This is a genomic window from Pseudomonas lini (assembly GCF_030812475.1).
Taxonomy (GTDB): Bacteria; Pseudomonadota; Gammaproteobacteria; order Pseudomonadales; family Pseudomonadaceae; genus Aquipseudomonas; species Aquipseudomonas lini_A.
The window spans coordinates 220,506-245,177 of the sequence record NZ_JAUSSR010000004.1; the positions used below are offsets into that span (position 1 = coordinate 220,506).

Below are 24,672 nucleotides of genomic sequence, written 5' to 3' on the forward strand. Positions count from 1 at the left end.
CTCATGGACGCCCTGTCCCAGACCCTGCGCGTCGTCCGCCTGGTCGGCGCGATCTTCATCAATGCCAGGTTCACTGCACCCTGGTGCTACCAGTCGCCCAGCGCCGACACCGCAGCGCCCTTCCTCGAGCCCGGCGCCGAACGGGTGGTGATCTTCCACTTGATCACCGAAGGCGAATGTTACGTCGAGCTGGGTGCCGATCCGCCCCTTCTGCTAACGGCTGGCGACGTGGTGGTGTTCCCCCAGGGAGACGCCCATCGCATGAGTTCCAGGCCGGGACTTGCGCCCGCCACCGGCTCCCGACTGGATGTGGTGCTGGCGCGCCGCCCCCGGCAGCTGAGTTATGGCGGCGGTGGCGCGGTCACACGTCTGGTGTGCGGCTATCTGGCGTGCGACACACGACTGGCAGGCATGTTGCTGACGGGGTTGCCGCCGATAGTGAGGGTCAACGTACGCGGTTCGAATGCCGGGATCTGGCTGGAGTCTTCGGTGCGTTATGCGCTGGCTGAAGCTCGCTCGCCGCGCGCTGGCGGCGAAGGTGTCCTGGCCAAGTTGGCTGAGGTGTTATTCATCGAGGTGTTGCGCCTGTACATGCACGAACAGGGCGAAGGCCGCACCGGTTGGCTGGCGGGCGTCAACGACCGGATCGTCGGCGCCGCGCTGAACGCGCTGCACAATAAGCCCTGTCACGCCTGGACGCTGGAAGAACTGGCGCGCACCGCCGGCAGCTCAAGATCGGTGTTGGCGGAACGCTTTCAACTATTGGTCGGGGTTTCGCCGATGCAGTACCTGACGCAGTGGCGGATGTTGCTGGCGGCCAACCTGTTACGCAGCAGTAACAGCTCATTGATGCGGATTGCCGAGGAAGTGGGTTACCAGACCGATACGGCGTTCAGTCGGGCGTTTCGTCGTGAGTTCGGGGCGCCCCCGGCGGCGTGGCGACGCAGTCAGGAGAAAAAACCAATGGCCCACGGCGCGCAGCCTGTGGGCCATTGATCCAAGGGACACGGAGCGTCCCGAGCTGCATTCCCACGCAGAGCGTGGGAATGATCAGCACCCTCCTCCATGATCGTTCCCACGCTCTGCGTGGTAACGCCTCCAGTGACGCTCTGCGTCACGCTTTTGGATTTACGCTGCCGCCGGGGCTTTGGCGTCGGCCTTGGCCTCTTCCAGCAACTGCTGGATCATCTTCTCCTGGGTCTCGTAGCGGCCTTCACCGAAGTGGGTGAAACGCACCTGGCCCTTGGCATCGATCAGGTAGTGAGCGGGCCAGTACTGGTTGTCGAAGTTGCGCCAGATCGCGTAGTTGTTATCAATCGCCACCGGGTAGGTGATGCCGAGCTTCTTCACCTGATCCTTGACGTTGGCGATGATGCGTTCGAAGCCATATTCGGGGGTGTGGACGCCGATCACCACCAGGCCATCCTTCTCGTACTTCTTGGCCCAGTCTTTCACGTACGGCAGGGTGTGCTGGCAGTTGATGCAGTCGTAGGTCCAGAAATCCACCAGTACCACTTTACCTTTAAGGGATTCGTTGGTCAGCGCTGGCGAGTTGAGCCATTCGACCGCGCCGGAGAGGGATGGCATGGCACCTTGGGCGTTATCCATCAACGAGTCGGCCTTGACCTTGCTGACGAAGTAATCGACCACTTTCGGCACGGTCTCCAGTACGCCTTTCTCGAGGTTGCCGAGGCCTTCAGACGAAGTGCTGGCCAGCAATGTCTTGTCGGCCCCGGTGGAGATGACCGCTGCAGCAGCCAGCACCGCAACTCCGGCACCACGACGCAGCCAGCCGGTGACCGGGATCGACCCTTTCAACCGATTGACCAGGCCGCGACCGGCGAAGATCAGAGTGCCCAGGGATAACGCGCTGCCCAGGCCGTACGCCAACAGCAACAGACTGGTCTGGGCATTGGCGCCTTGCAGCATGGCGCCGGTGAGGATGACACCGAGGATGGGCCCGGCGCACGGCGCCCACAGCAGGCCGGTGGCGACGCCGATCATGACCGAGCCCAGCGGGCCGGACATCTTGCGGGTACCAGGGTCGATGCGGTTGCCGAGCAGCACGAACGGACGCGCCAGCCAGCCGCCGACACGGGCGGAAATCAGCGACAGGGCAAACAGCACCATCACGATCAGGGCGACCTGTCGACCGGTGCTGCTGGCCTGAACCACCCACTCGCTGCTGACCACCGCCAGGCTGGAGATCAGGGCGAAAGTCAGGACCATGCCGCCGAGGGTGAGCAGGATCGAGGACCGCGTACGGTCGACCCCGGCGAACAGGAACGGCACGACCGGCAGGATGCAGGGACTGAGGACGGTCAATATGCCGCCCAGGAACGCGATGAGTAACATGGGGATCACCTTGAATAAACGAGGGTGGCGATTCACACATCCCCCTGTAGGAGCTGGCTTGCCAGCGAAGGCATTCTGTCAGTCACATTCACGTTGAATGTGCCGCCGTCTTCGCCGCACAAGCCGCCCCCTGTAGGAGCTGGCTTGCCAGCGAAAGCGATCTGTCAGGTCACATCTATGTTGAATGTGCCGCCGTCTTCGCTGGCAAGCCAGCTCCTACAAGGAGGAACTGTGTGGCTTCAGGCAGTCTGGTTTTCCAGCTGCTGACCTTGCGGCGTACGGCCGGAACCATCCTGTGCCAGCAAGGCATCGGCACCCTGCTTCGCCACCGGCGTCAGCTGGAAGCAGGTGCTGCTGCCACAGCTGCTTTGCTCCACAGCGGCATTGGCGTGGGCGGCGGCACCGGCGAGGGAGAAAGCAACGGCGGTCAAAAAGCGCGATACGTTGTTCATGATGTTCTTCCTGTTTCAAAGGGGATCGGCAATCGGCCAGCGAAGGACTCAGTTATCGTCGTTGCAGCCGTCAGCAAACTTGCGGTAGTCCAGGACCTGGGTTTTATTCCCGGAGTCCAGGTAGGTCAGCTGGGCATTTACAATCCCGCAGGAAGGCGTGGCGTCCTGTTTCATCGAGATCACTTTCTTGATGTCCAGGTGCGTGCCGTAGGTGTAGGTTTCAGGGCTGACCTGCGCTTCGGCGCGGGCCGACAGGGTGCAGATATTCAGTGCGGCGAACAGGCAGGCGGCGACGACGGCTTTGGTGTTCATGGTGGTTTCCTCAAGGCTTCGATGGGTCAATCGTTGATTGGGCCGGGGCGTCCTGGCTTGCCCCGATGGAATCCATTAGAAGCCCGCGAGGTATCTCGTCTGTGTCGAAAACAGGCGCGGGTAAATCGGTACGTATCTGAGCCGGCTCCTGATACACAGCGATACAAAACCGCTGAAAAACAGTGTTTTTGCGTCTGCATGTATCCGTCGCTACACCAGATACACTGCAATACAAAGGGCTGCGGGCAAGCGTGCCAAGGCTCGATAGACTGCGCGACATCCCCCGTTTATAGAGGCGCCTGGCCCCATGGAACACGTCGATCACATCCTCATCGTGGACGATGACCGCGAGATTCGAGAGCTGGTAGGCAACTACCTGAAAAAGAACGGCCTGCGCACCACGGTCGTGGCGGATGGTCGGCAAATGCGCGCCTTCCTCGAATCCACGCCCGTGGACCTGATCGTGCTCGACATCATGATGCCCGGCGACGATGGCCTGATGCTCTGCCGCGAATTACGCGCCGGCAAACACAAGGCCACCCCGGTCCTGATGCTGACCGCGCGCAACGATGAAACCGACCGCATCATCGGCCTGGAAATGGGCGCCGACGATTACCTGGTCAAGCCGTTCGCCGCCCGTGAACTGCTCGCACGCATCAACGCCGTACTGCGTCGCACGCGGATGCTGCCGCCGAATCTGGTGGTCACCGAAAGCGGGCGTTTGCTGGGCTTCGGGCGCTGGCGCCTTGATACATCCGCCCGGCACCTGCTCGATGACGACGGCACCATGGTGGCGCTCAGTGGCGCCGAATACCGGCTGCTGCGGGTGTTCCTCGATCATCCGCAGCGGGTGCTCAATCGCGACCAGTTGCTGAACCTGACCCAGGGCCGCGACGCCGACCTGTTCGACCGTTCCATCGACTTGCTGGTCAGCCGCTTGCGTCAACGCTTGCTGGACGACGCCCGCGAGCCGGCCTATATCAAGACCGTGCGCAGTGAAGGCTATGTGTTTTCCCTGCCGGTGGAAGTGCTGGGTGCGCCGTCATGAACCTCGCGATACGTTGGCCCCGCACCCTTGCCTCGCGGTTGTCGCTGATTTTTCTGATCGGCCTGATCCTGGCGCAGGCCTTGTCCTTTGGCGCGCAGTATTACGAACGTTACGAAAGCGCGAAAAACACCATGCTGGGCAACCTGGAAACCGACGTATCGACCTCCATCGCCATCCTCGACCGCTTGCCGGCCGAAGAACGTGCCAGCTGGCTGAAACAACTGGAACGGCGCAATTACCGCTATCTGCTGGACGAAGGCTCACCGGGCATGCCCATGAGCGACACCCCGATCGCGGTGACCTCGATCAAAGACGCCATCGGCAAGGATTACCCGATGACCGTTACCGACATTCCCGGGCAGATAAAACACTTCCAGGTCCACCTGAAGCTGGCTGACGGCAGCCCGGTGACCATCGATGTGCGACCGGCGATGCTGCCGTTGTCGCCGTGGCTGCCCATGGTGTTGCTGGGCCAACTGGCGCTGATGATCGCCTGTACCTGGCTGGCCGTGAGAATCGCCATCCGACCCCTCACCCGCCTCGCCCAGGCGGTGGAGACCCTGGACCCCAACACCCACGCGGTGCACCTGGACGAGAAGGGTCCGACCGAAGTCGCCCATGCCGCCAAGGCGTTCAATGCCATGCAGGCGCGCATCGCCGCCTACCTCAAGGAGCGCATGCAACTGCTGGCGGCGATCTCCCACGACCTGCAAACCCCGATCACCCGGATGAAATTACGCGCTGAATTCATGGACGATTCCAGCGAAAAAGACAAACTGTGGAACGACCTCGGCGAGATGGAACATCTGGTGCGCGAAGGCGTGGCATACGCTCGCAGCGTGCACGGCTCCACCGAGGAGAGTCGCCGCACCGATCTGGATTCGTTCCTCGACAGCCTGGTGTTCGACTATCAGGACATGGGCAAGGATGTGCAGCTGAGCGGCAAAAGCGACGCGGTGATCGACACCCGCCCCCATGCCCTGCGCCGGGTGCTGGTGAACCTGACGGATAACGCCCTGAAGTTCGCCGGCGCCGCCGAGTTGTGGGTGGAGTCGAAGGCAGACGGCAGTTTGTCGGTCAAGGTGATGGACCGTGGCCCCGGGATTGCCGAAGAGGAGCTGGCCCACGTGATGGAGCCGTTCTACCGCGTTGAAAACTCACGCAACCGCAGCACCGGCGGCACCGGGTTGGGCTTGGCGATTGCCCAGCAATTGGCGTTGGCGCTCGGGGGGGCGTTGACGCTGAGTCATCGTGAAGGCGGGGGGTTGTGCGCGGAGCTCAGGTTGCCGGGTAGTAAAACGGGGCGTTGAAAAATCCTAATGTAGGAGCGAGCTTGCTCGCGATGAACCCGAGAACACCACGGGGTGTCAGGCCTACAGCGTTATCGTTGACGACCATCGCTAGCAAGCTAGCTCCTACAGTTGATTGGTGGGGTTTCGGCAAATGTGCCCTTAAGCGACGACGCCCACCACCCCTTCCCCATGCATCTGTCGCAACAATGCCAGCCCGCTGTCGATGAACGCAGGCGACCCGGTAGCCCCCGCCTCCGCCGCCAACCCTTCCAGCTGCACACGGCCATCGAGTTCGGGAAACTCGCCGATCCGCTGCAACAACCGCCACGCCAACGGGCTCAGTTCGGAAAACTTCACGCTCCAGTCCTCGGTCCGCCGCACCAGCAGCAGCGTCGGCTGCACCGGTGGCGCTTCAGGTCGAAAATCGGGCCCGACCAACTGGACAGGCCAGGCATAGGCCAAGGGCCAGGCCAGCGGCGAAACCTGCAGCGACCGATCCAGCAGCAATCCGGCATCGCTGGCCGGCAAAGGCTCGGCTTCGGACTGTTGCAGCGCCATCTCGATCCACTCGTAATGCGCCAGTTCGACCATGAACGGCGGCCACGGCCCTTCGCCCAAGGCTTTAGGCGCAGAGGCGAGGAATTCGACAAACTCTTGGGCGATTTCGCCGAATTTCGGCGTGCGCGCGCGGTAGTCCCGCAGGAAGGTTCGCACCAGCAAACGCCAATGCTCGTCCCCAAGCACCTTGATCAGCACCGGAAAGGTCCCGCCGAGCAACGATGACAGGTTCGAGAACACCAGGTCCAGGTAAACTCCGGCCCGCGCCACGTCCATCCCGGCCGGCGGCGGGCAATGCTCGGGATCGCGCAGGTAAAGGCCCATCGTCGCCTGCTGTTGATGCAACGAATGCTTAGCCACGGTTCACCTCCACGGCTTGCAGGCGGCGGATAGTCTGCAACTCGGCTACCAGTTCCGAGAACGCCGGGAAGTTGAAATCCCGTTCCAGCAAGGTTGGCTGCGCGCCGAACCGGCTGTAAGCCTGGGCCAGCAGCGACCAGACCGCCGGTTTGACCGACGCGCCGTGGGTGTCGATTTTCAAGGTGTCGGACTCATCGAAGTGCCCGGCCACATGCATCGCCACCACGCGGTCAGAGTCGATACAGGCGAGGAAAGCCTGGGGATCGAAATCGTGATTGATCGAGTTGACGTACACATTGTTGACGTCCAGCAACAGGTCGCAATCGGCTTCGCGCAGCACCGCGTTGGTGAAGGTCACCTCATCCATGTCCTGCTGGGGCGCGGCGTAGTAGGAGACGTTTTCCACCGCCAGGCGCCGACCGAGGATGTCCTGGGCCTGACGAATCCGAGCGGCCAGGTGATGCACCGCTTCTTCGGTAAACGGCAACGGCAGCAGGTCGTAAAGGTGGCCGTCATCGCTGCAGTAGCTCAGGTGTTCGCTGTACAGCGGCACCTTGTAGTGATCGAGAAAAACCCGAACCTCTTGCAGAAAACTGACGTCCAGCGGCGCCGGCCCGCCCAGGGACAGGGACAAGCCGTGACAGGACAACGGATAGCGCTCGGCCAGGGCCCGCAGCGCATGGCCATGGGCACCGCCAATGCCGATCCAGTTCTCCGGCGCGACTTCCAGAAAGTCGAAGGCGCCCATCGGCGCCGCTTGCAGGTCCTTCATTAAACCGCGCCGCAGGCCAAGCCCGACGCGAGCCTTCGCTGATGTGAGGGGGGTGTGCATGATGTCGATCTCAAGGGTTGCCGGACGGAATCACAGTTGATCGCGGGGGTGTATCGGGACTGTGTTCTGCCGCACCCCGGAATGGGAGGTACTGTATCGAGGAGGGGGTTGGATACAGTGGGATACACACGAGCCTTATGACCACTGCTGGCCCCTGTGGGAGCGGTGTGAACCAGGGAGATTGGGCTCACAGGGGACTTTCGTCGCTCCGGTCAGCAGTGCACGGCTCCCGGACTAAACTTAATGCACGCAGGACGTACACATGTCCTGATCATTCACACGACCACCGCCCAGGGCTGAACGCCTCGAAAAAACCTCGCCTCTGGACCGTGATCCACCACAGGAGCACACATGATGGACGAGGCCCGACTTAATGATTTCATGGGTAAACTGGTGAACGACATGGGCGGCGCGGCGATGCTGGCCAATGTCATCCTCGGCGAAGAACTCGGACTGTACCGGGCCATGGCCGACAGCCAGCCGATCACCCCTGAAGCACTCGCCGAAAAGACCGGCTGCAACACTCGCTTGCTCCGTGAATGGCTCAGTGCCCACGCCGCCTCCGGCTATATGGAACACCGCGACGGCCAGTTCAGCCTGCCCGAAGAGCAAGCCCTGGCGCTGGCGAACGAGGACTCGCCGGTCTATGTGGCGGGCGGTATCGGGGTAGTCGCGTCGTTTTTCCATGACAAGGACAAACTGGTCAACGCCATGCGCGGCAATGGCGCCCTCGCCTGGGGTGATCACCATCCCTGCATGTTCAGCGGCACCGAGCGGTTCTTCCGGCCAGGCTATAAAGCACATCTGATCGCCGAATGGTTGCCGGCACTTGAAGGCGTGGTCGCCAAACTGGAAGCGGGCGCCAAAGTGGCGGACATCGGTTGCGGCCACGGCGCTTCCACCGTGATCATGGCCCAGGCGTTCCCGAATTCGCGGTTCGTCGGTTTCGACTACCACGCGCCCTCCGTCACCGTGTCCACCCAGCGCGCGGAAGAAGGCGGCGTGTCGGGACGTGCGCGGTTCTTCCAGGGCACCGCAAAAAGCTATCCCGGGGATGACTACGACCTGGTCTGCTACTTCGACTGCCTGCATGACATGGGCGATCCCGTGGGCGCGGCGCGGCATGCCTATGAGTCGCTGAAACCGGATGGCACGGTACTGCTGGTGGAACCGTTCGCCAACGACTCGCTCGACGACAACATCACCCCGGTTGGCCGCTTGTTCTACGCCGCCTCGACCTTCATCTGTACCCCGAATTCGCTGTCCCAGGAAGTCGGGCTCGGGCTTGGTGCCCAGGCCGGCGAGGCACGGTTGCGCAAGGTCTTTACCGAGGCGGGCTTCAAGACGTTCCGGCGGGCGACGGAAACGCCGTTCAACCTGATTCTGGAGGCGCGTAAATAGCTACCGTTGACAGCTGAGGGCTGAGTGTTAACCGCTAAATGGTGGGAAACGCAAGAACCTGTAGGAGCCGGCTTGCCGGCGAAGGCTGCGGGTCAGCCGACATCGATGCCGGATGTGAGGCCGCTTTCGCCGGCAAGTCGGATCGCCGCACCGCAGCGCCTGCATTGGACCGCGCTATGTTGTCCCATACCCGCAGACTACCTGTCCGGGTGATCCGTAAATGCTACCCTGCAAACAATCAAGGCCCTGCGGAGTGTTGAACATGCTCGACAGCCTCATCGGCGAACAACTCGACCGGCTCCAGCAGCTGATGACCGATCGACCGTTTGTTGTCCTGACCGGTGCCGGCATCAGCACCCCGTCGGGCATTCCGGATTACCGCGACAATCAAGGTGTGCGGCGTGGCCGGTCACCGATGATGTATCAGGAATTCCTCTCGGCCCCCGAACCCCGGCGTCGCTACTGGGCGCGGGCAATGCTCGGCTGGCCACGGGTGCGCCAGGCCCGGCCGAACGAGGCCCACGACGCCTTGGCCAGCCTGCAGGGCACCCGGCAGATCATCGGGCTGATTACCCAGAACGTCGACACCTTGCACGACCAGGCTGGCAGCCACGACGTGATCGAACTCCACGGCAGCCTGCAACGGGTGCTGTGCCTGGACTGTGGCCAGCGCAGCGAACGGGATTCGATCCAGCAATTGATGGAAGCACAGAATCCTTACCTGGCCGGGGTGGACGCCGTGCAGGCACCCGATGGCGACACCCTGCTCGACGCGGCGTTCGAGGCGCGCTTTCGGGTGCCCCATTGCCCGCACTGCGCGGGAGAGCGGATGAAGCCGGATGTGGTGTTCTTTGGCGAGAATGTAGCGCAGGTAACGGCGGCCAAGGCCATGGCGGCGGTCGAAAAGGCAGCTGGATTGCTGGTGGTCGGGTCTTCGCTGATGGCGTATTCGGCGTTTCGGTTGTGTCGGGCGGTAGCGGATCAGGGCAAGCCGTTGATGGCGATCAACCTGGGCAAGACCCGGGCGGATGACATTTTGGATTTGAAGATAGAAGCGTCGTGCGAGCGGTTGCTGCCGTTATTGGCTCAACACCTCTCATCCTGATTGACCCAAAACCCTGTAGGAGCGAGCTTGCTCGCGAAGGACGTTAACGATAACGCGTCCCTTCTGGTTGAACGCGTTGTCCTTGAGTCCATCGCGAGCAGGCTCGCTCCTACAGGGGACTGTGATCAGCTCACGGAAACCTGCTCGCCGAGGTTTTCTTCTTTGAGAATATCGAACAACGCCTGCGCCGCCGCCGACAGTTCCCCCCCAGGCTTGGTCAACACTCCGATCGCCCGCTCTACCACCGGATCGCGCAAGGTAATGCACCGCGCCCCCAGTTCGCGCATCTGCCCCGCGCACAGCGCCGGCACCGCGCTCACGCCCAACCCGCTGGCGACCATCCTTCCGACCGTCGCCAACTGGTGGCTTTCGAACTCCACCGGCAATTTCATGCCCCGGGCCTGCAAGTGTTCTTCCAGCATCACCCGCACCGTCGACGGTCGCTGCAAGGTAATGAACGGCTCCTTGAGCAAGGTCTGCCAGTCGATGTCACCCAGTTCCGCCAGCGCAGAATCGTGCGGCACCACTGCCACAAACCTGTCCATGTACAACGGCGTGAATTCCAGCGACGAACTCTGCATTGGCTCAAACGCCACCCCCAATTCCACCTGCCGGTCCCGCACCATTTCCAGCACTTGCTCGTTGATCACGTCGTTCACGGTGACGTTGACCTTGGGATACCGCGCGCGGAACGTCTTGAGGATCGGTGGCAGCAGGTTGCCGGCAAACGAAGGCATGGCGGCCAGGGTCACGCGACCGCGCTGCAGGGTGAAACGCTGGCGTAGCTCATCCTCGGCATTGTCCCAGTCGGCTATCAGGCGCCGTGCCAGCGGCACCAGCGACTCGCCTTCCGGGGTCAGTGCCACATTGCGCGTGTTGCGGGTGAACAAACGCCCGCCCAGGCCCTCCTCCAGCGCCTTGATGGTCAGGCTCAACGCCGACTGCGACAGGTGCAAACGCTCGCAGGCCACGGCAAAGCTCAGGCTCTGGGCCACAGCCAGGAAGGCACGGATCTGCTTGACTGTCATGAACACTGTCTCCAACGTGAACGCATTCCCTGTAGGAGCCGGCTTGCCAGCGAAGGGGCCCGAGAGCCCTCCGCGGTCCTTCACTGGTTCGGCGGCGTTCAACTGGCCGCCTTTGCTGCGGTGCGACGATCCGACAAGCCAGCCCCTACAGATTAGTGAGTTTTATCTATCAATCTACCTTAAAAATCAACTTAACAAATCAATCCAGCAGCGAGACACTCCATTCCATTCGGCTAGCCAGCCGCCCATAAAGAATAAAAGAGGTGCATATGGCAGGTTTCGACAAGCGCGTCAGTTCCTACGAGCAAGCGTTGGCAGGTCTTGAAGACGGCATGACCGTGATCGCCGGCGGCTTCGGCCTCTGCGGCATCCCGGAAAACCTGATCGCCGAGATCAAGCGCAAGGGCACCCGTGACCTCACGGTGGTTTCCAACAACTGTGGCGTCGACGGTTTCGGCCTCGGCGTGCTGCTGGAAGACCGACAGATCCGCAAAGTGGTGGCCTCCTACGTCGGTGAGAACAAACTGTTCGAAGACCAACTGCTCAAAGGCGAAATCGAAGTCGTCCTGACCCCCCAAGGCACCCTCGCTGAAAAAATGCGCGCGGGCGGTGCCGGCATCCCCGCGTTCTTCACTGCCACCGGCGTCGGCACCCCGGTCGCCGAAGGCAAGGAAGTGCGTGAATTCCACGGTCGCCAGTACCTGATGGAAGAATCCATCACCGGTGACTTCGCCATCGTCAAAGGCTGGAAAGCCGACCATTTCGGCAACGTGATCTATCGCCACACCGCTCAGAACTTCAACCCGCTGGCCGCCACTGCCGGGAAGATCACCGTGGTCGAAGTCGAAGAAATCGTCGAACCCGGCGAGCTGGACCCGGCGCAGATCCACACCCCTGGCATCTACGTCGACCGGGTCATTTGCGGCACGTTCGAAAAGCGCATCGAACAGCGCACCGTGCGTAAGTGATCCCCTGCCCCCGGACCGAATGAAGGAATAACAACAATGGCACTTTCCCGCGAACAAATGGCTCAACGCGTCGCCCGCGAAATGCAGGACGGCTTCTACGTGAACCTGGGCATCGGCATTCCGACCCTGGTCGCCAACTACATCCCTGAAGGCATGGAAGTCATGCTGCAGTCGGAAAACGGCCTGCTCGGCATGGGTCCCTTTCCTACGGAAGAAACCATCGATGCCGACATGATCAACGCCGGCAAGCAAACCGTGACCGCGCGTATCGGCGCTTCGATCTTTTCCTCGGCCGAGTCCTTCGCGATGATTCGCGGCGGTCATGTCGACCTGACCGTGCTCGGTGCCTTTGAAGTGGACGTGCAAGGCAACATTGCCTCGTGGATGATCCCGGGCAAGCTGGTCAAGGGCATGGGCGGCGCCATGGACCTGGTGGCCGGCGCAGACAACATCATCGTCATCATGACCCACGCGTCCAAGGACGGAGAATCCAAGCTCCTGTCCAAATGCAGCCTGCCGCTGACCGGCGCCGGTTGCATCAAGCGTGTCCTGACCGACCTGGCCTATCTTGAAATCGAAAACGGCGCGTTCATTCTCAAGGAACGCGCGCCGGGCGTCAGCGTCGAGGAAATCGTCGCCAAGACCGCCGGCAAACTGATCGTGCCCGATCACGTCCCGGAAATGCAGTTCGCTGCCCAGTGAGGAATCTTTCCATGCAAGAAGTCGTCATTGTCGCCGCCACCCGTACCGCCATCGGCAGTTTCCAGGGCGCCCTGGCCAACGTGTCCGCGGTTGATCTCGGGGCTGCGGTGATCCGTCAGTTGCTGGCGCAAACCGGTCTGGACGTTGCCGAAGTCGATGAAGTGATCATGGGCCAGGTCTTGACCGCCGGCGCCGGACAGAACCCTGCGCGCCAGTCCGCTATCAAAGCCGGCCTGCCGTTTACCGTGCCGGCGATGACCCTGAACAAGGTCTGCGGTTCGGGCCTGAAAGCCCTGCATTTGGCCACCCAGGCCATTCGCTGCGGCGATGCCGACGTGATCATCGCCGGCGGCCAGGAAAACATGAGCCTGTCCAACTACGTCATGCCCGGCGCTCGCACCGGTCTGCGCATGGGTCACGCACAAATCGTCGACACCATGATCAGCGACGGGCTTTGGGATGCGTTCAACGATTACCACATGGGCATCACCGCCGAGAACCTGGCGCAAAAGTACAACCTGACCCGCGAACAACAGGACGCCTTCGCCGCGGCTTCGCAGCAGAAAGCCACGGCAGCCATCGAAGCCGGGCGTTTTGCCGAAGAGATCACGCCGATCCTGATTCCGCAGCGCAAGGGCGATCCGCTGTCCTTCGCCACCGATGAACAGCCAAGGGCCGGCACCACCGCCGAAGCCCTGGGCAAGCTCAAGGCCGCCTTCAAGAAGGAGGGTTCGGTGACTGCCGGTAACGCCTCGTCCCTGAACGACGGCGCCGCCGCCGTAATCCTGATGAGCGCGGAAAAAGCCAAGGCCCTGGGTTTGCCGGTGCTGGCGAAAATCGCCGCCTACGCCAACGCGGGTGTCGACCCGGCCATCATGGGCATCGGCCCGGTCTCGGCCACCCGCCGTTGCCTGGACAAGGCCGGCTGGTCGATCGATCAGCTTGAGCTGGTTGAGGCCAACGAAGCGTTTGCCGCGCAATCCCTGGCGGTGGCCAAGGACCTGGAGTGGGACCTGGACAAGGTCAACGTCAACGGTGGCGCCATCGCCCTCGGTCACCCGATCGGAGCCTCGGGTTGCCGGGTGCTGGTGACCTTGCTGCATGAAATGATCAAGCGTGACGCCAAGAAAGGCCTCGCCACCCTGTGCATCGGCGGTGGCCAGGGCGTGGCCCTGGCGATCGAGCGGGCGTAAAGCGTTCAACAGACTGCGTCGGGGGCCCACGAAGAACCGTCGCAGCCTGGCAACACCCCCGGTGCGACTCACGTCGCACCGGGTCTCCCCATTACCGGGCTGTCAACCCGTACCCTGTAGGAGCTGGCTTGCCAGCGAAGGCCATGGGTCAGCTACATTGATGTTGCCTGACACTCCGCCTTCGCTGGCAAGCCAGCTCCTACAGGTGACCGTGGTGATATCAAGCCCTTTTAATATCCTGTCTTGTATACAATATTGCCCCATATATAAAGCAATCCTTCCTCGACGATGCTAACGTTACTTCTCCCTCAGGTCGGAGATGCGTGCGTGCTGTTGCTCAAACTGCTGGTAATTCCCGGGTTTCTCTTGCTGATTTCCCTCGCGGGCAAACGTTGGGGACCTAGCGTCGCGGGCTGGCTATCGGGTTTGCCGGTGGTGGTCGGGCCGATCCTGTTTTTCCTCGCCATCGAGCAAGGCCAGGTGTTCGCCGCTCAATCGGCGACCGCAGCGTTGTCGGCGATGTTCGCCATGATTGCCTTCTGCGTGACCTATGCCCAGGTCGCCCAACGCACGGGATGGCCGTGGGCGCTGGTTATTTCGCTGGCGGTCTGGGCTTGCGCGGCCGTGACGCTGTCTTTGATCCCGCCGTCGTTGACGTTGTCGGTGATCGCCGCCGCGATCGCCTTGCTGGCCGCGCCCTGGTTGTTCCCCAAGGTGCAGCCCGTCGTTGCCGGCCCGGCACCGAAGTCCGACAAACTACTGTTGCGCATGATGGCCGGCGCCCTGCTGACCCTGGCCGTCACGCTGCTGGCCAGCACCGTCGGTGAACGCTGGAGTGGCCTGCTCGCGGTGTTCCCGGTCCTGGGCAGCGTGATGGCGGTGTTCTCCCAGCAAACCCGTGGACCGGCCTTTACTGCGGCCTTGCTGCGGGCCACCGCGACCGGGATGTATTCGTTTGCCGCGTTCTGCCTGGTCCTGGCATTGACCTTGCCCAGCATGGGCCTGAGCGGGTTCGGGCTCGGCGTCGCGGTGTCCGTGGCCATGCTCGGGGTCACCAAACGCCTGCTGGCAAAGCCGGCGAAACCTGTGCCCGAGGTTGGAGGGCCGGTAATCCGGCGCTAGCTGTTCTTCCGGCTGGCGGTCGAAGGTCGCTTGCCCGACGAGTTGAAATAACCGACCGGTCCGCAGCGGAACCAGTTGTCGTAATCCATCCCCGGCGATGCACGGCACAGTGTGAGTGCACCGGACTCTGTGGGATCATCGCCCGCCAAAGCGCGAGCATCCCTGGAGATTCTGAATGTCATTGTTGAGTAAAAAAACCGTCGTCCTGTTGCTGATGGCGGTCGCCGGCTTCGTCGCGTTGAATGCACAGGCCGCCAAGGCGCCGGCCAGCGACAAGGCGCCGGTACAGAAAGTGTCGATGCTGGGCGGCAAGTTCAAGTTCACCTTGCCCAAGGGCTTTATCGCCACCCCGTTGCCCGCCGGTGACGCGGCGACCGGTACCGCCGGGGCAACGGGCACCATGTACACCAACAACACCACCAAAACCGTGGTGATTGCGGCTGAAAACACCATTCCCGGCGGCGTCACCGTCAAGGACAACGACGGTCAGTTCCTCGACTCCGCCGTGTCCAATTTCGCCACCGAGCAAGCTGCCGCGCTGCCGGACTTCACCAAACTCAGCGAGAAAAGCCTGACCCAGAAAGGCACGGGCCTGGGCCTGCGGCAGATCGACAGCACCGCCACCCAAGGCGGCGGCAAAACCCTCGACACCACGCTGATGGCCGCGTCCAGCAAGCGCATGGCGATCGTTCAGGTGATTTCCCGCCTCAGCGACAATGCCGGCCACGAGGCGCTGGTCAAACAGATCGTCGCGGGCAAGTAACCATCAGGGATTGAGACGCTGCAACCAGGCGCTCAAATCCTGCATTTCCGTAGCGCTGATGCTATGACCGACACCCGGGTAGGCATGGAACTCAGGCTTGAGTGACAGGCTCTGCAACAGCTTGTCAGCGTCAGTGCCATCGTTGTACGGCAGGCGTTTGTCAGCCGTGCCATGACCGATGAAAATCGCCAGCGACCGGCGTTTTTCATCAGGTTTGAGCTCGGACTTGAGCACCGGCAGAATCCGTCCGCTCAACGCCGCAATGCCGCCTACCGCCTCGGGCTGACGCAGCGCCATCTCGTAGGACATGATTGCCCCCTGGCTGAAGCCCACCAGGAACACCTTGTCTGGTTGGGTGTGATATTTGTTCGCCGCCTGTGCGATGAAATCCTGCAGCCTCTGCGCGCTGGACTTCAGATCATCGGTTTCGCCGTTATAGGCACCGGTGCCTTTTTCGCGAAACCACTTGTAACTACCCTCCTCCATCACCATCGGTGCCCGCACCGACAGGTAGTTGTATTGCGCGGGCAATTCTTCCTTGATGTCGAACAGGTCATGTTCGTTACTGCCGTAACCGTGGAGGAAAATCACCAGGGGTCGATCGCGGGATTCGGCGTGGGTCTGCTCCAGGTAGTTGAGCGGCAGATCGGTTTGCAGCGGGGATTGAGCGTGGACAGCGGCGGATGCCAGCAGCGTCAGCAGGGCAAAAAACTTCAGCATAAACCTTCCTTCACAGGTGCAGGATTCGGCTAGAGCCTAACACTGTGAAACGGGAAGTCGATGATGGCCCGGGGATCGGCATCGCCGCCTGGGCCATCTTCGCTGATCAATGGCCGTAAACGTCGAAGTCGAAGTATTTGTCCTGCACTTGCTTGTACTTGCCATTGGCGCGGATTTCGGTGATGGCGGTGTTGAACTTGTCCGCCAGCTCTTTATCGCCCTTGCGCACGGCGATACCGGCACCGCCGCCGAAGTACTTGGCGTCTTTATAGCTCGGGCCGACAAACGCGAAGCCCTTGCCCGCGTCGGTTTTCAGGAAGCCTTCGTCGAGGTTGACCGAGTCGGCCATCATCCTTATGGAAAAATCGTAGTCGGCGCCAGCCCAGACACCGATGCCCTCAAGGCTTGCGCAGCAAATAGGTATCCATGATCCACCCATTGGCCAGCCGCGCCGCCTTGCGCACGCGCTCGATCTCATCCGCCACCTCCCCAAGTTTGCCGCGGACGAGAATCTCATCCGGCGTTCCCAGGTAGGCGCCCCAGTAAATCTCCGTGTCCTGATCCGCCACCTGATGGTAGGAATCTTCAGCATCGAGCATCACCACCAGGCTGTCGGCATCGCTCACCTGCCCCGCCGCAAGCCTGCGGCCGGTGGTGATTTCAATCGAGCGGCCGATGCGATTCAGCGGCACCTTGTGTCGAGCCGCCAGGGCCTGGACGCTGGTGATGCCGGGGATCACTTCGAACTCGAACACGCAACGCCCCGAGGCCAGAATCGCCTGCAGGATCCTTATGGTGCTGTCATACAACGCCGGGTCGCCCCACACCAGAAAACCGGCGCACTGCTCGTCGGTCATTTCCTCATTGATCAACCGTTCAAAGGTCAGTTGCTTGGCAAGGTTCAGGTCATCCACGCTGGTCTTGTAGTCCACATCACCCCGCTCACGCTCCGGGCTCTGGGCTTGGACGAAGCGATAAGCGCGATCGGTGATGTAGCGATCGCAGATCTCCCGGCGCAGGTCGATCAGTTTGTCTTTGCTCTGGCCCTTGTCCATGAGGAAAAACACATCGACCAGGTTCAGCGCTTTCACCGCTTGCATCGTGATGTAGTCGGGGTTGCCGGCACCGATGCCGATGACCAGAAGTTTCTTCATCAATATGTTTCCTCAAGTTCCGTGCCGGTTAAACGCAAGCGCCAGCAACCGTTGAACCGTAGCTCGATGGCTGACAGCGGCTCGACATCGATCAGATTGAACGCCGCGGCGTGCAGCGTTTGAGTCAGCGCGGCGCGAATGACAAACGGGTGAGTGATGGCAACGATGTGCCCCGGCGTCGCTTCGAGTGTCGTCAGCCAGGCGGCCACCCGTTCGCCGAGTTGCGTCACCGATTCGCCGCCATGGGGGGCTGAATCAGGGTCGTCGAGCCATGCCTGAAGCATTTGCGGTTCGGATTTTTGCAAATCGTCGATCCGCCTGCCTTTCCAGCGTCCGAAATCACAGTCCCTCAGCGCCGGGACCACCTCCATGTCGCGGCCGAACAACCCGGCAGTTTGCCGGGTTCGCAGTTCGGGGCCGCAGAGTAGACGCGGCGTGCCACTGAACCGCGCGCGACGGGAATCCATCGCCAGTTGCCCGGCCATCTCTAGCGGCTCATCTGTAGGAAAACGCCCAAATTTCTGTGCGACGGTTCTAGCGTGGCACATCAGCGTTAAACGGGTCGACTGCACGAATCATCACTCTGTTGAAAGGAAAAGACAGCTTCACACCGTCGATAATCGGGTAATTGTGCCGCAAGTTGCGCAATCGGGCGCGTTTCGTTTCAGTGATTGCACACAGTGTCCGGCTCGAAAATCGGCTATCTCCGATACCTTTATAGGCGATGGCCTACAAGATCAGTCGACATCGCCGTAGCCCCCGGCATACGGGCATTTCGCCCTGTTTTTCAGGCCTGGAAACACCGTGAAAAATTAACTAGACAGGGAGCGGAAGATAAATAAATACTGCTTTCCCGGATCAGCAATTGAACCTTACCACCCATCCAGCAGGAGCCCGGATGCCCCCTCTCAACGACAACAATGACCGCCTCGACTCCCCTGCGCTCAGTTGCAAGCTCAACGGCTATTTCAACAAAAAACCGCTCGCCGGCACGGTGCAGCGCTACCCCACCAACGACTGATAAAAAGAAGTGTGACGTCTGACAGTCATGCAGACGATCGCCCATTCAATGCGTGGAACCGACAGTGATGGTCAGGTTCGGTGCCAACCGCCGAACCCATTGATACAGGAGTGCATCCATGCTGGTCTTACGCCCAGTGGAGTTAACCGATCTGCCCCAGTTGCAGCGACTTGCCCGCGAAAGCATGGTGGGTGTCACGTCCTTGCCGGACGACACCGAACGCTTGCGCCGCAAGATTCTCGATTCCAGCGTCTCATTCGCCAAAGACGTTCAGCGCAATGGCCCGGAGAATTACTTCTTCGTGCTGGAGGATCCGTCGACCGGTCGTTTGGCCGGCTGTTCGGAAATCCTCGCCACGGCCGGCTTCAGCGAACCGTTCTACAGCCTGCGCAACCGGCACTTCACCAGCGCCTCCCGGGAGCTGAACATCGAGCATGGCGTACCCGCGCTCTCGTTATGCCACGACCTCAGTGGCCACACCTTGCTGCGGTGCTTTCATATAGACGCGGCGCTGGTCCGCGCACCGGCATCCGAGTTGCTGTCAAGGGCGCGGCTATTGTTCATTGCCGCCCATTCGCAGCGGTTTGCCGACGCGGTGATTACCGAGATCGTCGGCTACAGCGACGATGAAGGCGAGTCGCCATTCTGGAATGCGGTGGGCAAGCATTTTTTCGATTTGCCCTATGCCGAGGCCGAGCGGCTCTGCGGACTGGAAAGCAGGACTTTTCTCGCCGAACTGATGCCGCAATACCCGATCTATGTGCCGATGCTGCCCCAGGTCGCGCAGGATTGCATCGGCCGCGTCCACCCCGATGGCCAAGACGCCTTCGATATCCTCGAGCGCGAAGGATTCCAGACCAACAGCTACGTCGACCTGTTCGACGGCGGCCCGACGCTGTATGCGCGCACCTCGAACATTCGCTCGATTGCGCAGAGCCAGGTCGGTGTCGCGCAATCGGGCCTGGCCATCGACGCCCGTGGCAGCTATCTGGTGAGCAACGATTCACTCGAGGACTATCGTGCAATCGTCGCCGACCTGGACTACAGGCCGGGACAACCGGTGGCCTTGAGTCCCCGGATGTGCGCGGCGCTGAAGGTGACGCAAGGCAACCCGATCCGGCTGATCGTACTGTGAGCAGCCTACGACCCCGTGCCCGACGACAGCGTCCGGACAGGCGTGAACAAGGAACTGCATCATGATTGTCCGCCCGGTCAACGTCACCGACCTGCCCGCCTTGCTGGCCCTGGTGCGGCAGGCCGGCCCCGGCTTCACCTCCCTGCCTGCCAGCGAGGAGCGCCTGGCCCACCGGGTGCGCTGGGCCCAGCGCACCTTTGCCGAGCAGGTCGAGCGCGCCGATGCCGACTACCTGTTCGTGCTCGAAGATGACGATCAACAAGTGGTGGGTGTCAGCGCCCTGACAGGCGCCGTCGGCCTGCGTGAGCCCTGGTACAACTACCGGGTCGGGCTCACGGTCAGTTCATCGCCGGACCTGGGTATCCAGCGGCAGATCCCGACCTTGTTCCTGAATAATGAAATGACCGGGCAATCGGAGCTCTGCTCGCTGTTCCTGCATCCCGATCAACGCCAGGGCAACAATGGTCGATTGTTGTCATTGGGGCGCCTGTTGTTCGTCGCCGAGTTTGCGCACCTGTTCGGCGACAAACTGATCGCCGAACTCCGTGGCAGCGCCGACGAACAAGGCAGTTCACCGTTCTGGGACAGCCTGGGCCGGCACTTCTTCAAGATGGAGTTCAGCCATGCCGATCACTTGTCCGGGCTGGGCAACAAATCATTCATTGCCGAGCTGATGCCACGTCAGCCGCTCTACACCTGCCTGCTGACCGAACAGGCCCGGGCGGTGATCGGCAAAGCCCATCCGAACACCGAGCAGGCGATGAAGACCCTCACCGCAGAAGGCTTCGCCCATAAGGGCTATATCGACATTTTCGACGCCGGCCCAGTCATCGAGGCACCGATTTCGAACATTCGCACCGTGCGCGACAGCCAGCCATTAGTGCTGGCCATCGGCACGCCTGACGACGATGCACCGGTATGGCTGATCCACAACCGCCGCCTGGAAAACTGTCGCATCACCAGCGCGCGCGCGCGGCAGGCAGGCAACAGCCTGATCGTCGACCGCCTGACCGCCAAGCGCCTGCAACTGCAACCCGGCGACTCGGTGCGCGCCGTGCCGCTGCTCGATCGACAACCGCAGGCGGTGGCGGCGTGATCGGGTGCCAGCACCGACACTGACACCGGCATCACTGGCACTGTGGCGAGGGAGCTTGCTCCCGCTGGGTCGCGCAGCGGCCGGAAGATTTTTGCGGCCGCTTAGCAGCCGAGCGGGAGCAAGTCCCCTCGCCACAGAATCGGCGTCATTCCGGACTACTTGCCAATTCGTCATCATTTCTCCCTCTCGAGCGTGATAGCCTTTCGTTTTTTCGGCGTTGACACTTTTGCTCAAGCCCTTCCATTCCATTGGTGGAACTCATATGTCCAGGCTTTCTCATCAAGATTTGCGGCGTAACTTTCGCCAGCTGTTCGCTTCCAATGCCTGTTATCACACTGCGTCGGTCTTCGACCCGATGTCGGCGCGCATTGCCGCCGACCTGGGGTTTGAAGTGGGGATCCTCGGCGGTTCGGTTGCGTCGTTGCAGGTGCTGGGCGCCCCCGATTTTGCCTTGATCACCCTTAGCGAGTTCGCCGAGCAGGCCACCCGTATCGGCCGCGTAGCCCAATTGCCGGTCATTGCCGACGCCGATCACGGCTACGGTAACGCGCTCAACGTGATGCGCACCATCGTCGAACTCGAGCGCGCCGGCGTGGCCGCGCTGACCATCGAAGACACCCTGCTGCCGGCGCAATTCGGCCGAAAATCAACCGACCTGATCACGGTCGCCGAAGGTGTCGGCAAGATTCGCGCGGCGCTGGAAGCCCGGGTCGATGCCGAGCTGGCGATCATCGCCCGCACCAACGCAGGTATCCTGCCGATCCAGGAAATCATCAGCCGCACCCGGCAGTACCAACAGGCCGGTGCGGACGGGATTTGCATGGTGGGGGTCAAGGATTTCGACCACCTGGAACAGATTGCCGAGCACCTGAGCGTGCCGCTGATGCTGGTCACCTATGGCAATCCGCTGCTGCGCGATGACAAGCGCCTGGCTGAACTGGGGGTGCGGGTCACCATCGATGGCCATGGTGCGTACTTTGCTGCGATCAAGGCGACTTACGACAGCTTGCGGGAACAGCGGCAGATCTTTACCCAGGCCTCGGACCTGAGCGCGACCGAGCTGACGCATACCTATACTCAGCCTGAGGAATATATTCGCTGGGCTGAGGAGTTCATGAGCGTCAAGGAGTGACAGTGCGACAGGTAAAGCTGTATTGACTATCCGGACGCCTTCGCGAGCAGGCTCGCTCCCACATTGAATCTCCTGCGTATACAAATGTTGTGTACGACAAAGATCCAATGTGGGAGCGAGCCTGCTCGCGAAGGGGCCAGTCTCTACACCGCGAAATCCGCGGGCTTGCCCCGCGCTTCGCTTACCTCTTCGCCAACTCCATAATCATCCGCGACAACAGGTAAATCCGCGGCGCCACGCTCTCCACTTCCGCGTATTCCTCCGGCGTATGAATATTGCCGCCGACAATCCCGAAGCCATCCAGGGTCGGCGTGCCCACACCGGCCGAGAGACTTGCATCCGCAGCCCCGCCACTGCCCTCCTCCGTCAACTTGCGACCGATTTCACCGTAGATCCCCTGGGCCATGGCCATCAACCGATCCGACTCCGCCGTCTGCGGCATCGGCGGCAGACCACGTTGAAGGGTGGTGGTGACTTCAGTTTCGGCAATCAGTTTGTCCCTGGACACCCGCGCCAGGTCCTTCTCGATCCGGTCGAACTCTTCCGGCACCGCGGCCCGCACGTCGGCCCTGGCCGTGGCCTGATCCGGGATCACGTTGGTACGGTCGCCGGCCTTGATCACAGTGAAGTTGATGGTGGTTTTCTTTTCCGCATCCCCCAGCTTGCCCAGTTGCAGAATCTGGTGCGCCGCTTCCATCGCGGCGTTGCGCCCCAACTCCGGCGCGACACCGGCGTGGGCAGCCTTGCCTTTGACTTCGACCACTGCGGTAGCACTGCCTTTGCGCCACACCACCAGGCCATCCGCCGGACGGCCCGGCTCGAGGTTGAGGGTCACGTCGTGGGCCTTGGCGGTTTTCTTGATCAGGTCGGTGGCGATGTCCGAGCCGGTTTCTTCGCTGGCGTCGAGCAGGAAGGTGATCTGGGCGTAGTCCTTGAAGTCGAGGTTTTTCAGGACCTTCAGCGCATAGATGCCGGCGACGATGCCGCCCTTGTCATCCATCACCCCCGGCCCGTAGGCGCGGCCGTCCTTGATGTGGAAGGGCCGCTGGGCCGCTGAGCCTTCCTTGAATACGGTGTCCATGTGCGCCATCAACAGGATTTTCGCCTTGCCGGTGCCTTTGAGGGTCGCCAGGACATGGCTGCTTTTGTCCGGGGTGTTCGGCACGAGTTCGATGGTTGCGCCGAGTTTTTTAAGCTCATCGATAGCGATGTCGCTGACCTGGGTCAGGCCCGGTTCATAACCGGAACCGGAATCGATGTTCACCAATCGCTCCAGCAGTTTCAGGGCTTCGCCCTTGTACTGTTCGGAATCGGCGAGGATCTGTTTGTGGGGTTCGGCGAATGCCAGGGGGGCGAATGCGAGGGTCAAGCCGAGGCAAGTGGCGAGCAGGGAGCGAGGAAGATTGGGCATCATGAATCGATCCTTGTTTCGTGTCGGGGGATTGAAACCCTACCTGACTGAGACGCACGGCTCCATACCAAATGCGACGCACACGGACCTGAATGACCACAGATCCCCTGTAGGAGCGAGCTTGCTCGCGATGGACGTTAACGATGACGCGGGCAGTCTGAATGCCCGCATTGTCTGGACGTCCATCGCGAGCAAGCTCGCTCCTACAGGGGCCCATGCAGGCCTTCAGACCGGGTCGAGCAACTCGCGCCGAGGCCTGCCATCGCCGCAGCAGATGACCCGGTTGCGACCCGTCGTCTTGGCCTCATACAGCGCCCGATCGGCATCGTTGAGCCAAAAGGTCGCATCGGTGTGGGCCGGATTGAAGGCCGCCAGGCCGATACTCAGGCTGACTTTCAACGCCGGGTTCTGCTCATAGCCCAGCGTGGCGAAGCGATCTCGCAGGGCATCCATGGCCGAGGCGGCGCTGGCGAGGGGCAGATCCGGAAGGATCACGCAGAATTCATCGCCACCGTAACGCCCGGCGAGGTCGGCTGCCCGCAGGTTCTGTTTGAGCATTCTGCTCAGCTGGCGCAACACGATATCCCCGGCGACATGGCCATAGGTGTCGTTGATGGTTTTGAAATGGTCAATGTCGATCAGTGCCACCGCCCCGCCCTTATGCTGGCGTTGGCAGCGCTGGAATTCGACCTCCAGTTGATCCTTCCAGGCGCCGTGATTGAGCAGGCCGGTGAGGCTGTCGGTGCGGCTCAGGGCAAGCAATTCACGCTTGTGCCGGCCCAATGTCGTGGCCTGGCGGAAACAGATCCAGCCCAGCGCCAACGGATAGAGACTCAGCAACGGTAGACAGGCATACAACTGCAACGGGGTGGTCTGCGGGATGAACAGCGGCTTGAAGATCAACCAGCCGATACCGGCCCCCAGCACCTGCGCGACGGTTCCCGCCAGCAGGAAACGCAGGCCACCGATCGCCACATTATTCATCGCCATCATCGACAGCGTCGCCGCGCTGGGCAGCGGGTTGAACTGCATGGCGGCGACCCAGAACCCGCCGAGAAAGGCATCCATCAGGATATTGCGGTGCTCGGCGTGGAAGGGCACCTTCGCCCGACGTGCCCATTGGTAGGCCACATGCGGCCAGAGAATGCCGTTTAACAGCATCAACATCCAGACCCACGGTGCCGGATCGAGTGGATACATCGCCGCGCCCACGCACAACAACCCAAGGGCCAGGCCCAGGGTGCGCGATGTATAAAGCCTCCTGGCCAGTGAAAGTCCTTTTCCTCCCGTTTTTTCCATGGGGCCTCTATGCCGCTGACGGAACCTGAACACTACGGGGTTGCAGATGTGCTGGAAGTCTATCAGGGTAACGTTAAATAGCCATCACCGGTTGGCGGTCTGGATAGCATCCCGTATGGAGCAAGCTCGCTCCTGCAAAAAGCCGGGCCTGAACACATCGAAGTTCGCCCCTGAGCGGAACGGACCTACACTGAAAGTGTTGACGCCTGCCGA

25 protein-coding genes and 1 pseudogene are annotated in these 24,672 nt (G+C 61.5%); 14 read left to right on the top strand and 12 right to left on the bottom strand.

Translation table 11 applies throughout. The features are described from left to right. Positions 1-3 precede the first annotated feature (3 nt). Entirely contained in the window at positions 4-996 is a 993-nt protein-coding gene (locus J2W17_RS09795) for an AraC family transcriptional regulator (RefSeq protein WP_307332987.1), read from the top strand. 132 nt (positions 997-1,128) lie between these two features. Here the strand turns inward: J2W17_RS09795 and J2W17_RS09800 are convergent, their stop codons facing one another. The 3 genes from J2W17_RS09800 to J2W17_RS09810 all read right to left on the bottom strand — a co-directional run bounded on the left by J2W17_RS09800 (position 1,129) and on the right by J2W17_RS09810 (position 3,119). Beyond that, a complete protein-coding gene (locus J2W17_RS09800; protein WP_307332989.1) occupies positions 1,129-2,355 on the bottom strand; it encodes a cytochrome c biogenesis protein DipZ in 1,227 nt (408 codons plus the stop codon). Between the two features lie 239 nt (positions 2,356-2,594). Beyond that, positions 2,595-2,807, bottom strand: coding sequence for a hypothetical protein (locus J2W17_RS09805; RefSeq protein ID WP_307332991.1), 213 nt, complete (start codon positions 2,805-2,807; stop codon positions 2,595-2,597). Between the two features lie 48 nt (positions 2,808-2,855). Continuing rightward, positions 2,856-3,119 (bottom strand): DUF2790 domain-containing protein, encoded by a 264-nt coding sequence (locus J2W17_RS09810; protein WP_307332993.1) that lies wholly within the window; start codon positions 3,117-3,119, stop codon positions 2,856-2,858. A 307-nt stretch (positions 3,120-3,426) separates the two neighbouring features. Between J2W17_RS09810 and J2W17_RS09815 the strand changes: the two genes are divergently transcribed. Both J2W17_RS09815 and J2W17_RS09820 read left to right on the top strand, forming a co-directional pair. Continuing rightward, the gene (locus J2W17_RS09815) at positions 3,427-4,167 is read left to right on the top strand and encodes a response regulator (RefSeq protein ID WP_307332995.1); all 741 of its coding nucleotides are present in this window, start codon (positions 3,427-3,429) and stop codon (positions 4,165-4,167) included. Next, positions 4,164-5,477: an ATP-binding protein gene (locus tag J2W17_RS09820; protein ID WP_307332997.1), complete on the top strand. Its 1,314-nt coding sequence runs from the start codon at positions 4,164-4,166 to the stop codon at positions 5,475-5,477. Before J2W17_RS09815 ends, J2W17_RS09820 begins: the two co-directional genes overlap by 4 nt. 141 nt (positions 5,478-5,618) lie before the next feature. Here J2W17_RS09820 and J2W17_RS09830 read toward each other — a convergent pair whose 3' ends face one another. Further along, positions 5,619-6,341, bottom strand: coding sequence for an HvfC family RiPP maturation protein (locus J2W17_RS09830; protein ID WP_373459971.1), 723 nt, complete (start codon positions 6,339-6,341; stop codon positions 5,619-5,621). A 28-nt stretch (positions 6,342-6,369) separates the two neighbouring features. Continuing rightward, positions 6,370-7,209, bottom strand: coding sequence for an HvfB family MNIO-type RiPP peptide maturase (locus J2W17_RS09835; RefSeq protein WP_307333001.1), 840 nt, complete (start codon positions 7,207-7,209; stop codon positions 6,370-6,372). A gap of 354 nt (positions 7,210-7,563) precedes the next feature. Between J2W17_RS09835 and J2W17_RS09840 the strand changes: the two genes are divergently transcribed. Together J2W17_RS09840 and J2W17_RS09845 are read left to right on the top strand one after the other, a co-directional pair. Continuing rightward, positions 7,564-8,610, top strand: a complete 1,047-nt coding sequence (locus J2W17_RS09840) for a class I SAM-dependent methyltransferase (protein WP_307333003.1) — start codon at positions 7,564-7,566, stop codon at positions 8,608-8,610. Between the two features lie 262 nt (positions 8,611-8,872). After that, positions 8,873-9,715, top strand: a complete 843-nt coding sequence (locus tag J2W17_RS09845) for an NAD-dependent protein deacetylase (RefSeq protein ID WP_307333005.1) — start codon at positions 8,873-8,875, stop codon at positions 9,713-9,715. A 125-nt stretch (positions 9,716-9,840) separates the two neighbouring features. On the opposite strand, the gene J2W17_RS09850 is transcribed toward J2W17_RS09845, so the two are convergent. Continuing rightward, positions 9,841-10,743, bottom strand: a complete 903-nt coding sequence (locus tag J2W17_RS09850; RefSeq protein WP_307333007.1) for a LysR family transcriptional regulator — start codon at positions 10,741-10,743, stop codon at positions 9,841-9,843. Between the two features lie 269 nt (positions 10,744-11,012). Between J2W17_RS09850 and J2W17_RS09855 the strand changes: the two genes are divergently transcribed. The 5 genes from J2W17_RS09855 (at position 11,013) to J2W17_RS09875 (ending at position 15,491) form a co-directional block, all read left to right on the top strand. Then, complete coding sequence (locus J2W17_RS09855) at positions 11,013-11,711, top strand: CoA transferase subunit A (RefSeq protein ID WP_307333009.1); 699 nt, start codon at positions 11,013-11,015, stop codon at positions 11,709-11,711. Between the two features lie 36 nt (positions 11,712-11,747). Beyond that, positions 11,748-12,413: a CoA transferase subunit B gene (locus J2W17_RS09860; RefSeq protein WP_010455523.1), complete on the top strand. Its 666-nt coding sequence runs from the start codon at positions 11,748-11,750 to the stop codon at positions 12,411-12,413. A gap of 11 nt (positions 12,414-12,424) precedes the next feature. Continuing rightward, a complete protein-coding gene (locus J2W17_RS09865) occupies positions 12,425-13,606 on the top strand; it encodes an acetyl-CoA C-acetyltransferase (RefSeq protein ID WP_307333012.1) in 1,182 nt (393 codons plus the stop codon). 327 nt (positions 13,607-13,933) lie between these two features. After that, positions 13,934-14,728, top strand: a complete 795-nt coding sequence (locus J2W17_RS09870) for a hypothetical protein (RefSeq protein WP_307333014.1) — start codon at positions 13,934-13,936, stop codon at positions 14,726-14,728. A gap of 175 nt (positions 14,729-14,903) precedes the next feature. Continuing rightward, positions 14,904-15,491 (top strand): hypothetical protein, encoded by a 588-nt coding sequence (locus J2W17_RS09875; protein ID WP_307333015.1) that lies wholly within the window; start codon positions 14,904-14,906, stop codon positions 15,489-15,491. A gap of 3 nt (positions 15,492-15,494) precedes the next feature. Here J2W17_RS09875 and J2W17_RS09880 read toward each other — a convergent pair whose 3' ends face one another. The 4 genes and pseudogenes from J2W17_RS09880 to J2W17_RS09895 all read right to left on the bottom strand — a co-directional run bounded on the left by J2W17_RS09880 (position 15,495) and on the right by J2W17_RS09895 (position 17,937). Further along, a complete protein-coding gene (locus tag J2W17_RS09880; protein ID WP_307333017.1) occupies positions 15,495-16,211 on the bottom strand; it encodes an alpha/beta hydrolase in 717 nt (238 codons plus the stop codon). A 106-nt stretch (positions 16,212-16,317) separates the two neighbouring features. After that, positions 16,318-16,563, bottom strand: a pseudogene (locus J2W17_RS09885) (transporter substrate-binding domain-containing protein); the annotation flags it as partial. Between the two features lie 46 nt (positions 16,564-16,609). Beyond that, positions 16,610-17,365, bottom strand: a complete 756-nt coding sequence (cobF, locus tag J2W17_RS09890) for a precorrin-6A synthase (deacetylating) (protein ID WP_307333020.1) — start codon at positions 17,363-17,365, stop codon at positions 16,610-16,612. Continuing rightward, the gene (locus tag J2W17_RS09895; RefSeq protein WP_307333023.1) at positions 17,365-17,937 is read right to left on the bottom strand and encodes a histidine phosphatase family protein; all 573 of its coding nucleotides are present in this window, start codon (positions 17,935-17,937) and stop codon (positions 17,365-17,367) included. Before J2W17_RS09895 ends, cobF begins: the two co-directional genes overlap by 1 nt. Before the next feature lie 326 nt (positions 17,938-18,263). On the opposite strand from J2W17_RS09895, the gene J2W17_RS09900 reads away from it, so the two are divergent. The 4 genes from J2W17_RS09900 to J2W17_RS09915 all read left to right on the top strand — a co-directional run bounded on the left by J2W17_RS09900 (position 18,264) and on the right by J2W17_RS09915 (position 21,749). Next, on the top strand, positions 18,264-18,386 hold the full coding sequence (locus J2W17_RS09900) for a hypothetical protein (RefSeq protein WP_307333025.1): 123 nt from the start codon (positions 18,264-18,266) through the stop codon (positions 18,384-18,386). A 118-nt stretch (positions 18,387-18,504) separates the two neighbouring features. Next, a complete protein-coding gene (locus tag J2W17_RS09905) occupies positions 18,505-19,521 on the top strand; it encodes an arginine N-succinyltransferase (RefSeq protein WP_307333027.1) in 1,017 nt (338 codons plus the stop codon). A 61-nt stretch (positions 19,522-19,582) separates the two neighbouring features. Then, a complete protein-coding gene (gene astA / locus J2W17_RS09910) occupies positions 19,583-20,617 on the top strand; it encodes an arginine N-succinyltransferase (protein ID WP_307333029.1) in 1,035 nt (344 codons plus the stop codon). Between the two features lie 262 nt (positions 20,618-20,879). Continuing rightward, the gene (locus J2W17_RS09915; RefSeq protein ID WP_307333031.1) at positions 20,880-21,749 is read left to right on the top strand and encodes an isocitrate lyase/PEP mutase family protein; all 870 of its coding nucleotides are present in this window, start codon (positions 20,880-20,882) and stop codon (positions 21,747-21,749) included. A 181-nt stretch (positions 21,750-21,930) separates the two neighbouring features. Here J2W17_RS09915 and J2W17_RS09920 read toward each other — a convergent pair whose 3' ends face one another. Together J2W17_RS09920 and J2W17_RS09925 are read right to left on the bottom strand one after the other, a co-directional pair. Next, on the bottom strand, positions 21,931-23,163 hold the full coding sequence (locus tag J2W17_RS09920; protein ID WP_307333033.1) for a M20/M25/M40 family metallo-hydrolase: 1,233 nt from the start codon (positions 23,161-23,163) through the stop codon (positions 21,931-21,933). A gap of 222 nt (positions 23,164-23,385) precedes the next feature. Beyond that, a complete protein-coding gene (locus tag J2W17_RS09925) occupies positions 23,386-24,459 on the bottom strand; it encodes a diguanylate cyclase (RefSeq protein ID WP_307333035.1) in 1,074 nt (357 codons plus the stop codon). Positions 24,460-24,672 lie beyond the last annotated feature (213 nt).

Bases quoted from the DNA above. Each gene is read 5' to 3' on its own strand.
- cobF (WP_307333020.1), bottom strand. From the start codon at position 17,365: ATGAAGAAACTTCTGGTCATCGGCATCGGTGCCGGCAACCCCGACTAC.
- J2W17_RS09845 (WP_307333005.1), top strand. From the start codon at position 8,873: ATGCTCGACAGCCTCATCGGCGAACAACTCGACCGGCTCCAGCAGCTG.
- J2W17_RS09805 (WP_307332991.1), bottom strand. From the start codon at position 2,807: ATGAACAACGTATCGCGCTTTTTGACCGCCGTTGCTTTCTCCCTCGCC.
- J2W17_RS09855 (WP_307333009.1), top strand. From the start codon at position 11,013: ATGGCAGGTTTCGACAAGCGCGTCAGTTCCTACGAGCAAGCGTTGGCA.
- J2W17_RS09810 (WP_307332993.1), bottom strand. From the start codon at position 3,119: ATGAACACCAAAGCCGTCGTCGCCGCCTGCCTGTTCGCCGCACTGAAT.
- J2W17_RS09905 (WP_307333027.1), top strand. From the start codon at position 18,505: ATGCTGGTCTTACGCCCAGTGGAGTTAACCGATCTGCCCCAGTTGCAG.
- J2W17_RS09840 (WP_307333003.1), top strand. From the start codon at position 7,564: ATGGACGAGGCCCGACTTAATGATTTCATGGGTAAACTGGTGAACGAC.
- J2W17_RS09820 (WP_307332997.1), top strand. From the start codon at position 4,164: ATGAACCTCGCGATACGTTGGCCCCGCACCCTTGCCTCGCGGTTGTCG.
- J2W17_RS09900 (WP_307333025.1), top strand. From the start codon at position 18,264: ATGCCCCCTCTCAACGACAACAATGACCGCCTCGACTCCCCTGCGCTC.
- astA (WP_307333029.1), top strand. From the start codon at position 19,583: ATGATTGTCCGCCCGGTCAACGTCACCGACCTGCCCGCCTTGCTGGCC.
- J2W17_RS09880 (WP_307333017.1), bottom strand. From the start codon at position 16,211: ATGCTGAAGTTTTTTGCCCTGCTGACGCTGCTGGCATCCGCCGCTGTC.
- J2W17_RS09815 (WP_307332995.1), top strand. From the start codon at position 3,427: ATGGAACACGTCGATCACATCCTCATCGTGGACGATGACCGCGAGATT.
- J2W17_RS09860 (WP_010455523.1), top strand. From the start codon at position 11,748: ATGGCACTTTCCCGCGAACAAATGGCTCAACGCGTCGCCCGCGAAATG.
- J2W17_RS09925 (WP_307333035.1), bottom strand. From the start codon at position 24,459: ATGGAAAAAACGGGAGGAAAAGGACTTTCACTGGCCAGGAGGCTTTAT.
- J2W17_RS09920 (WP_307333033.1), bottom strand. From the start codon at position 23,163: ATGATGCCCAATCTTCCTCGCTCCCTGCTCGCCACTTGCCTCGGCTTG.
- J2W17_RS09850 (WP_307333007.1), bottom strand. From the start codon at position 10,743: ATGACAGTCAAGCAGATCCGTGCCTTCCTGGCTGTGGCCCAGAGCCTG.
- J2W17_RS09915 (WP_307333031.1), top strand. From the start codon at position 20,880: ATGTCCAGGCTTTCTCATCAAGATTTGCGGCGTAACTTTCGCCAGCTG.
- J2W17_RS09795 (WP_307332987.1), top strand. From the start codon at position 4: ATGGACGCCCTGTCCCAGACCCTGCGCGTCGTCCGCCTGGTCGGCGCG.
- J2W17_RS09875 (WP_307333015.1), top strand. From the start codon at position 14,904: ATGTCATTGTTGAGTAAAAAAACCGTCGTCCTGTTGCTGATGGCGGTC.
- J2W17_RS09865 (WP_307333012.1), top strand. From the start codon at position 12,425: ATGCAAGAAGTCGTCATTGTCGCCGCCACCCGTACCGCCATCGGCAGT.
- J2W17_RS09830 (WP_373459971.1), bottom strand. From the start codon at position 6,341: ATGGGCCTTTACCTGCGCGATCCCGAGCATTGCCCGCCGCCGGCCGGG.
- J2W17_RS09800 (WP_307332989.1), bottom strand. From the start codon at position 2,355: ATGTTACTCATCGCGTTCCTGGGCGGCATATTGACCGTCCTCAGTCCC.
- J2W17_RS09835 (WP_307333001.1), bottom strand. From the start codon at position 7,209: ATGCACACCCCCCTCACATCAGCGAAGGCTCGCGTCGGGCTTGGCCTG.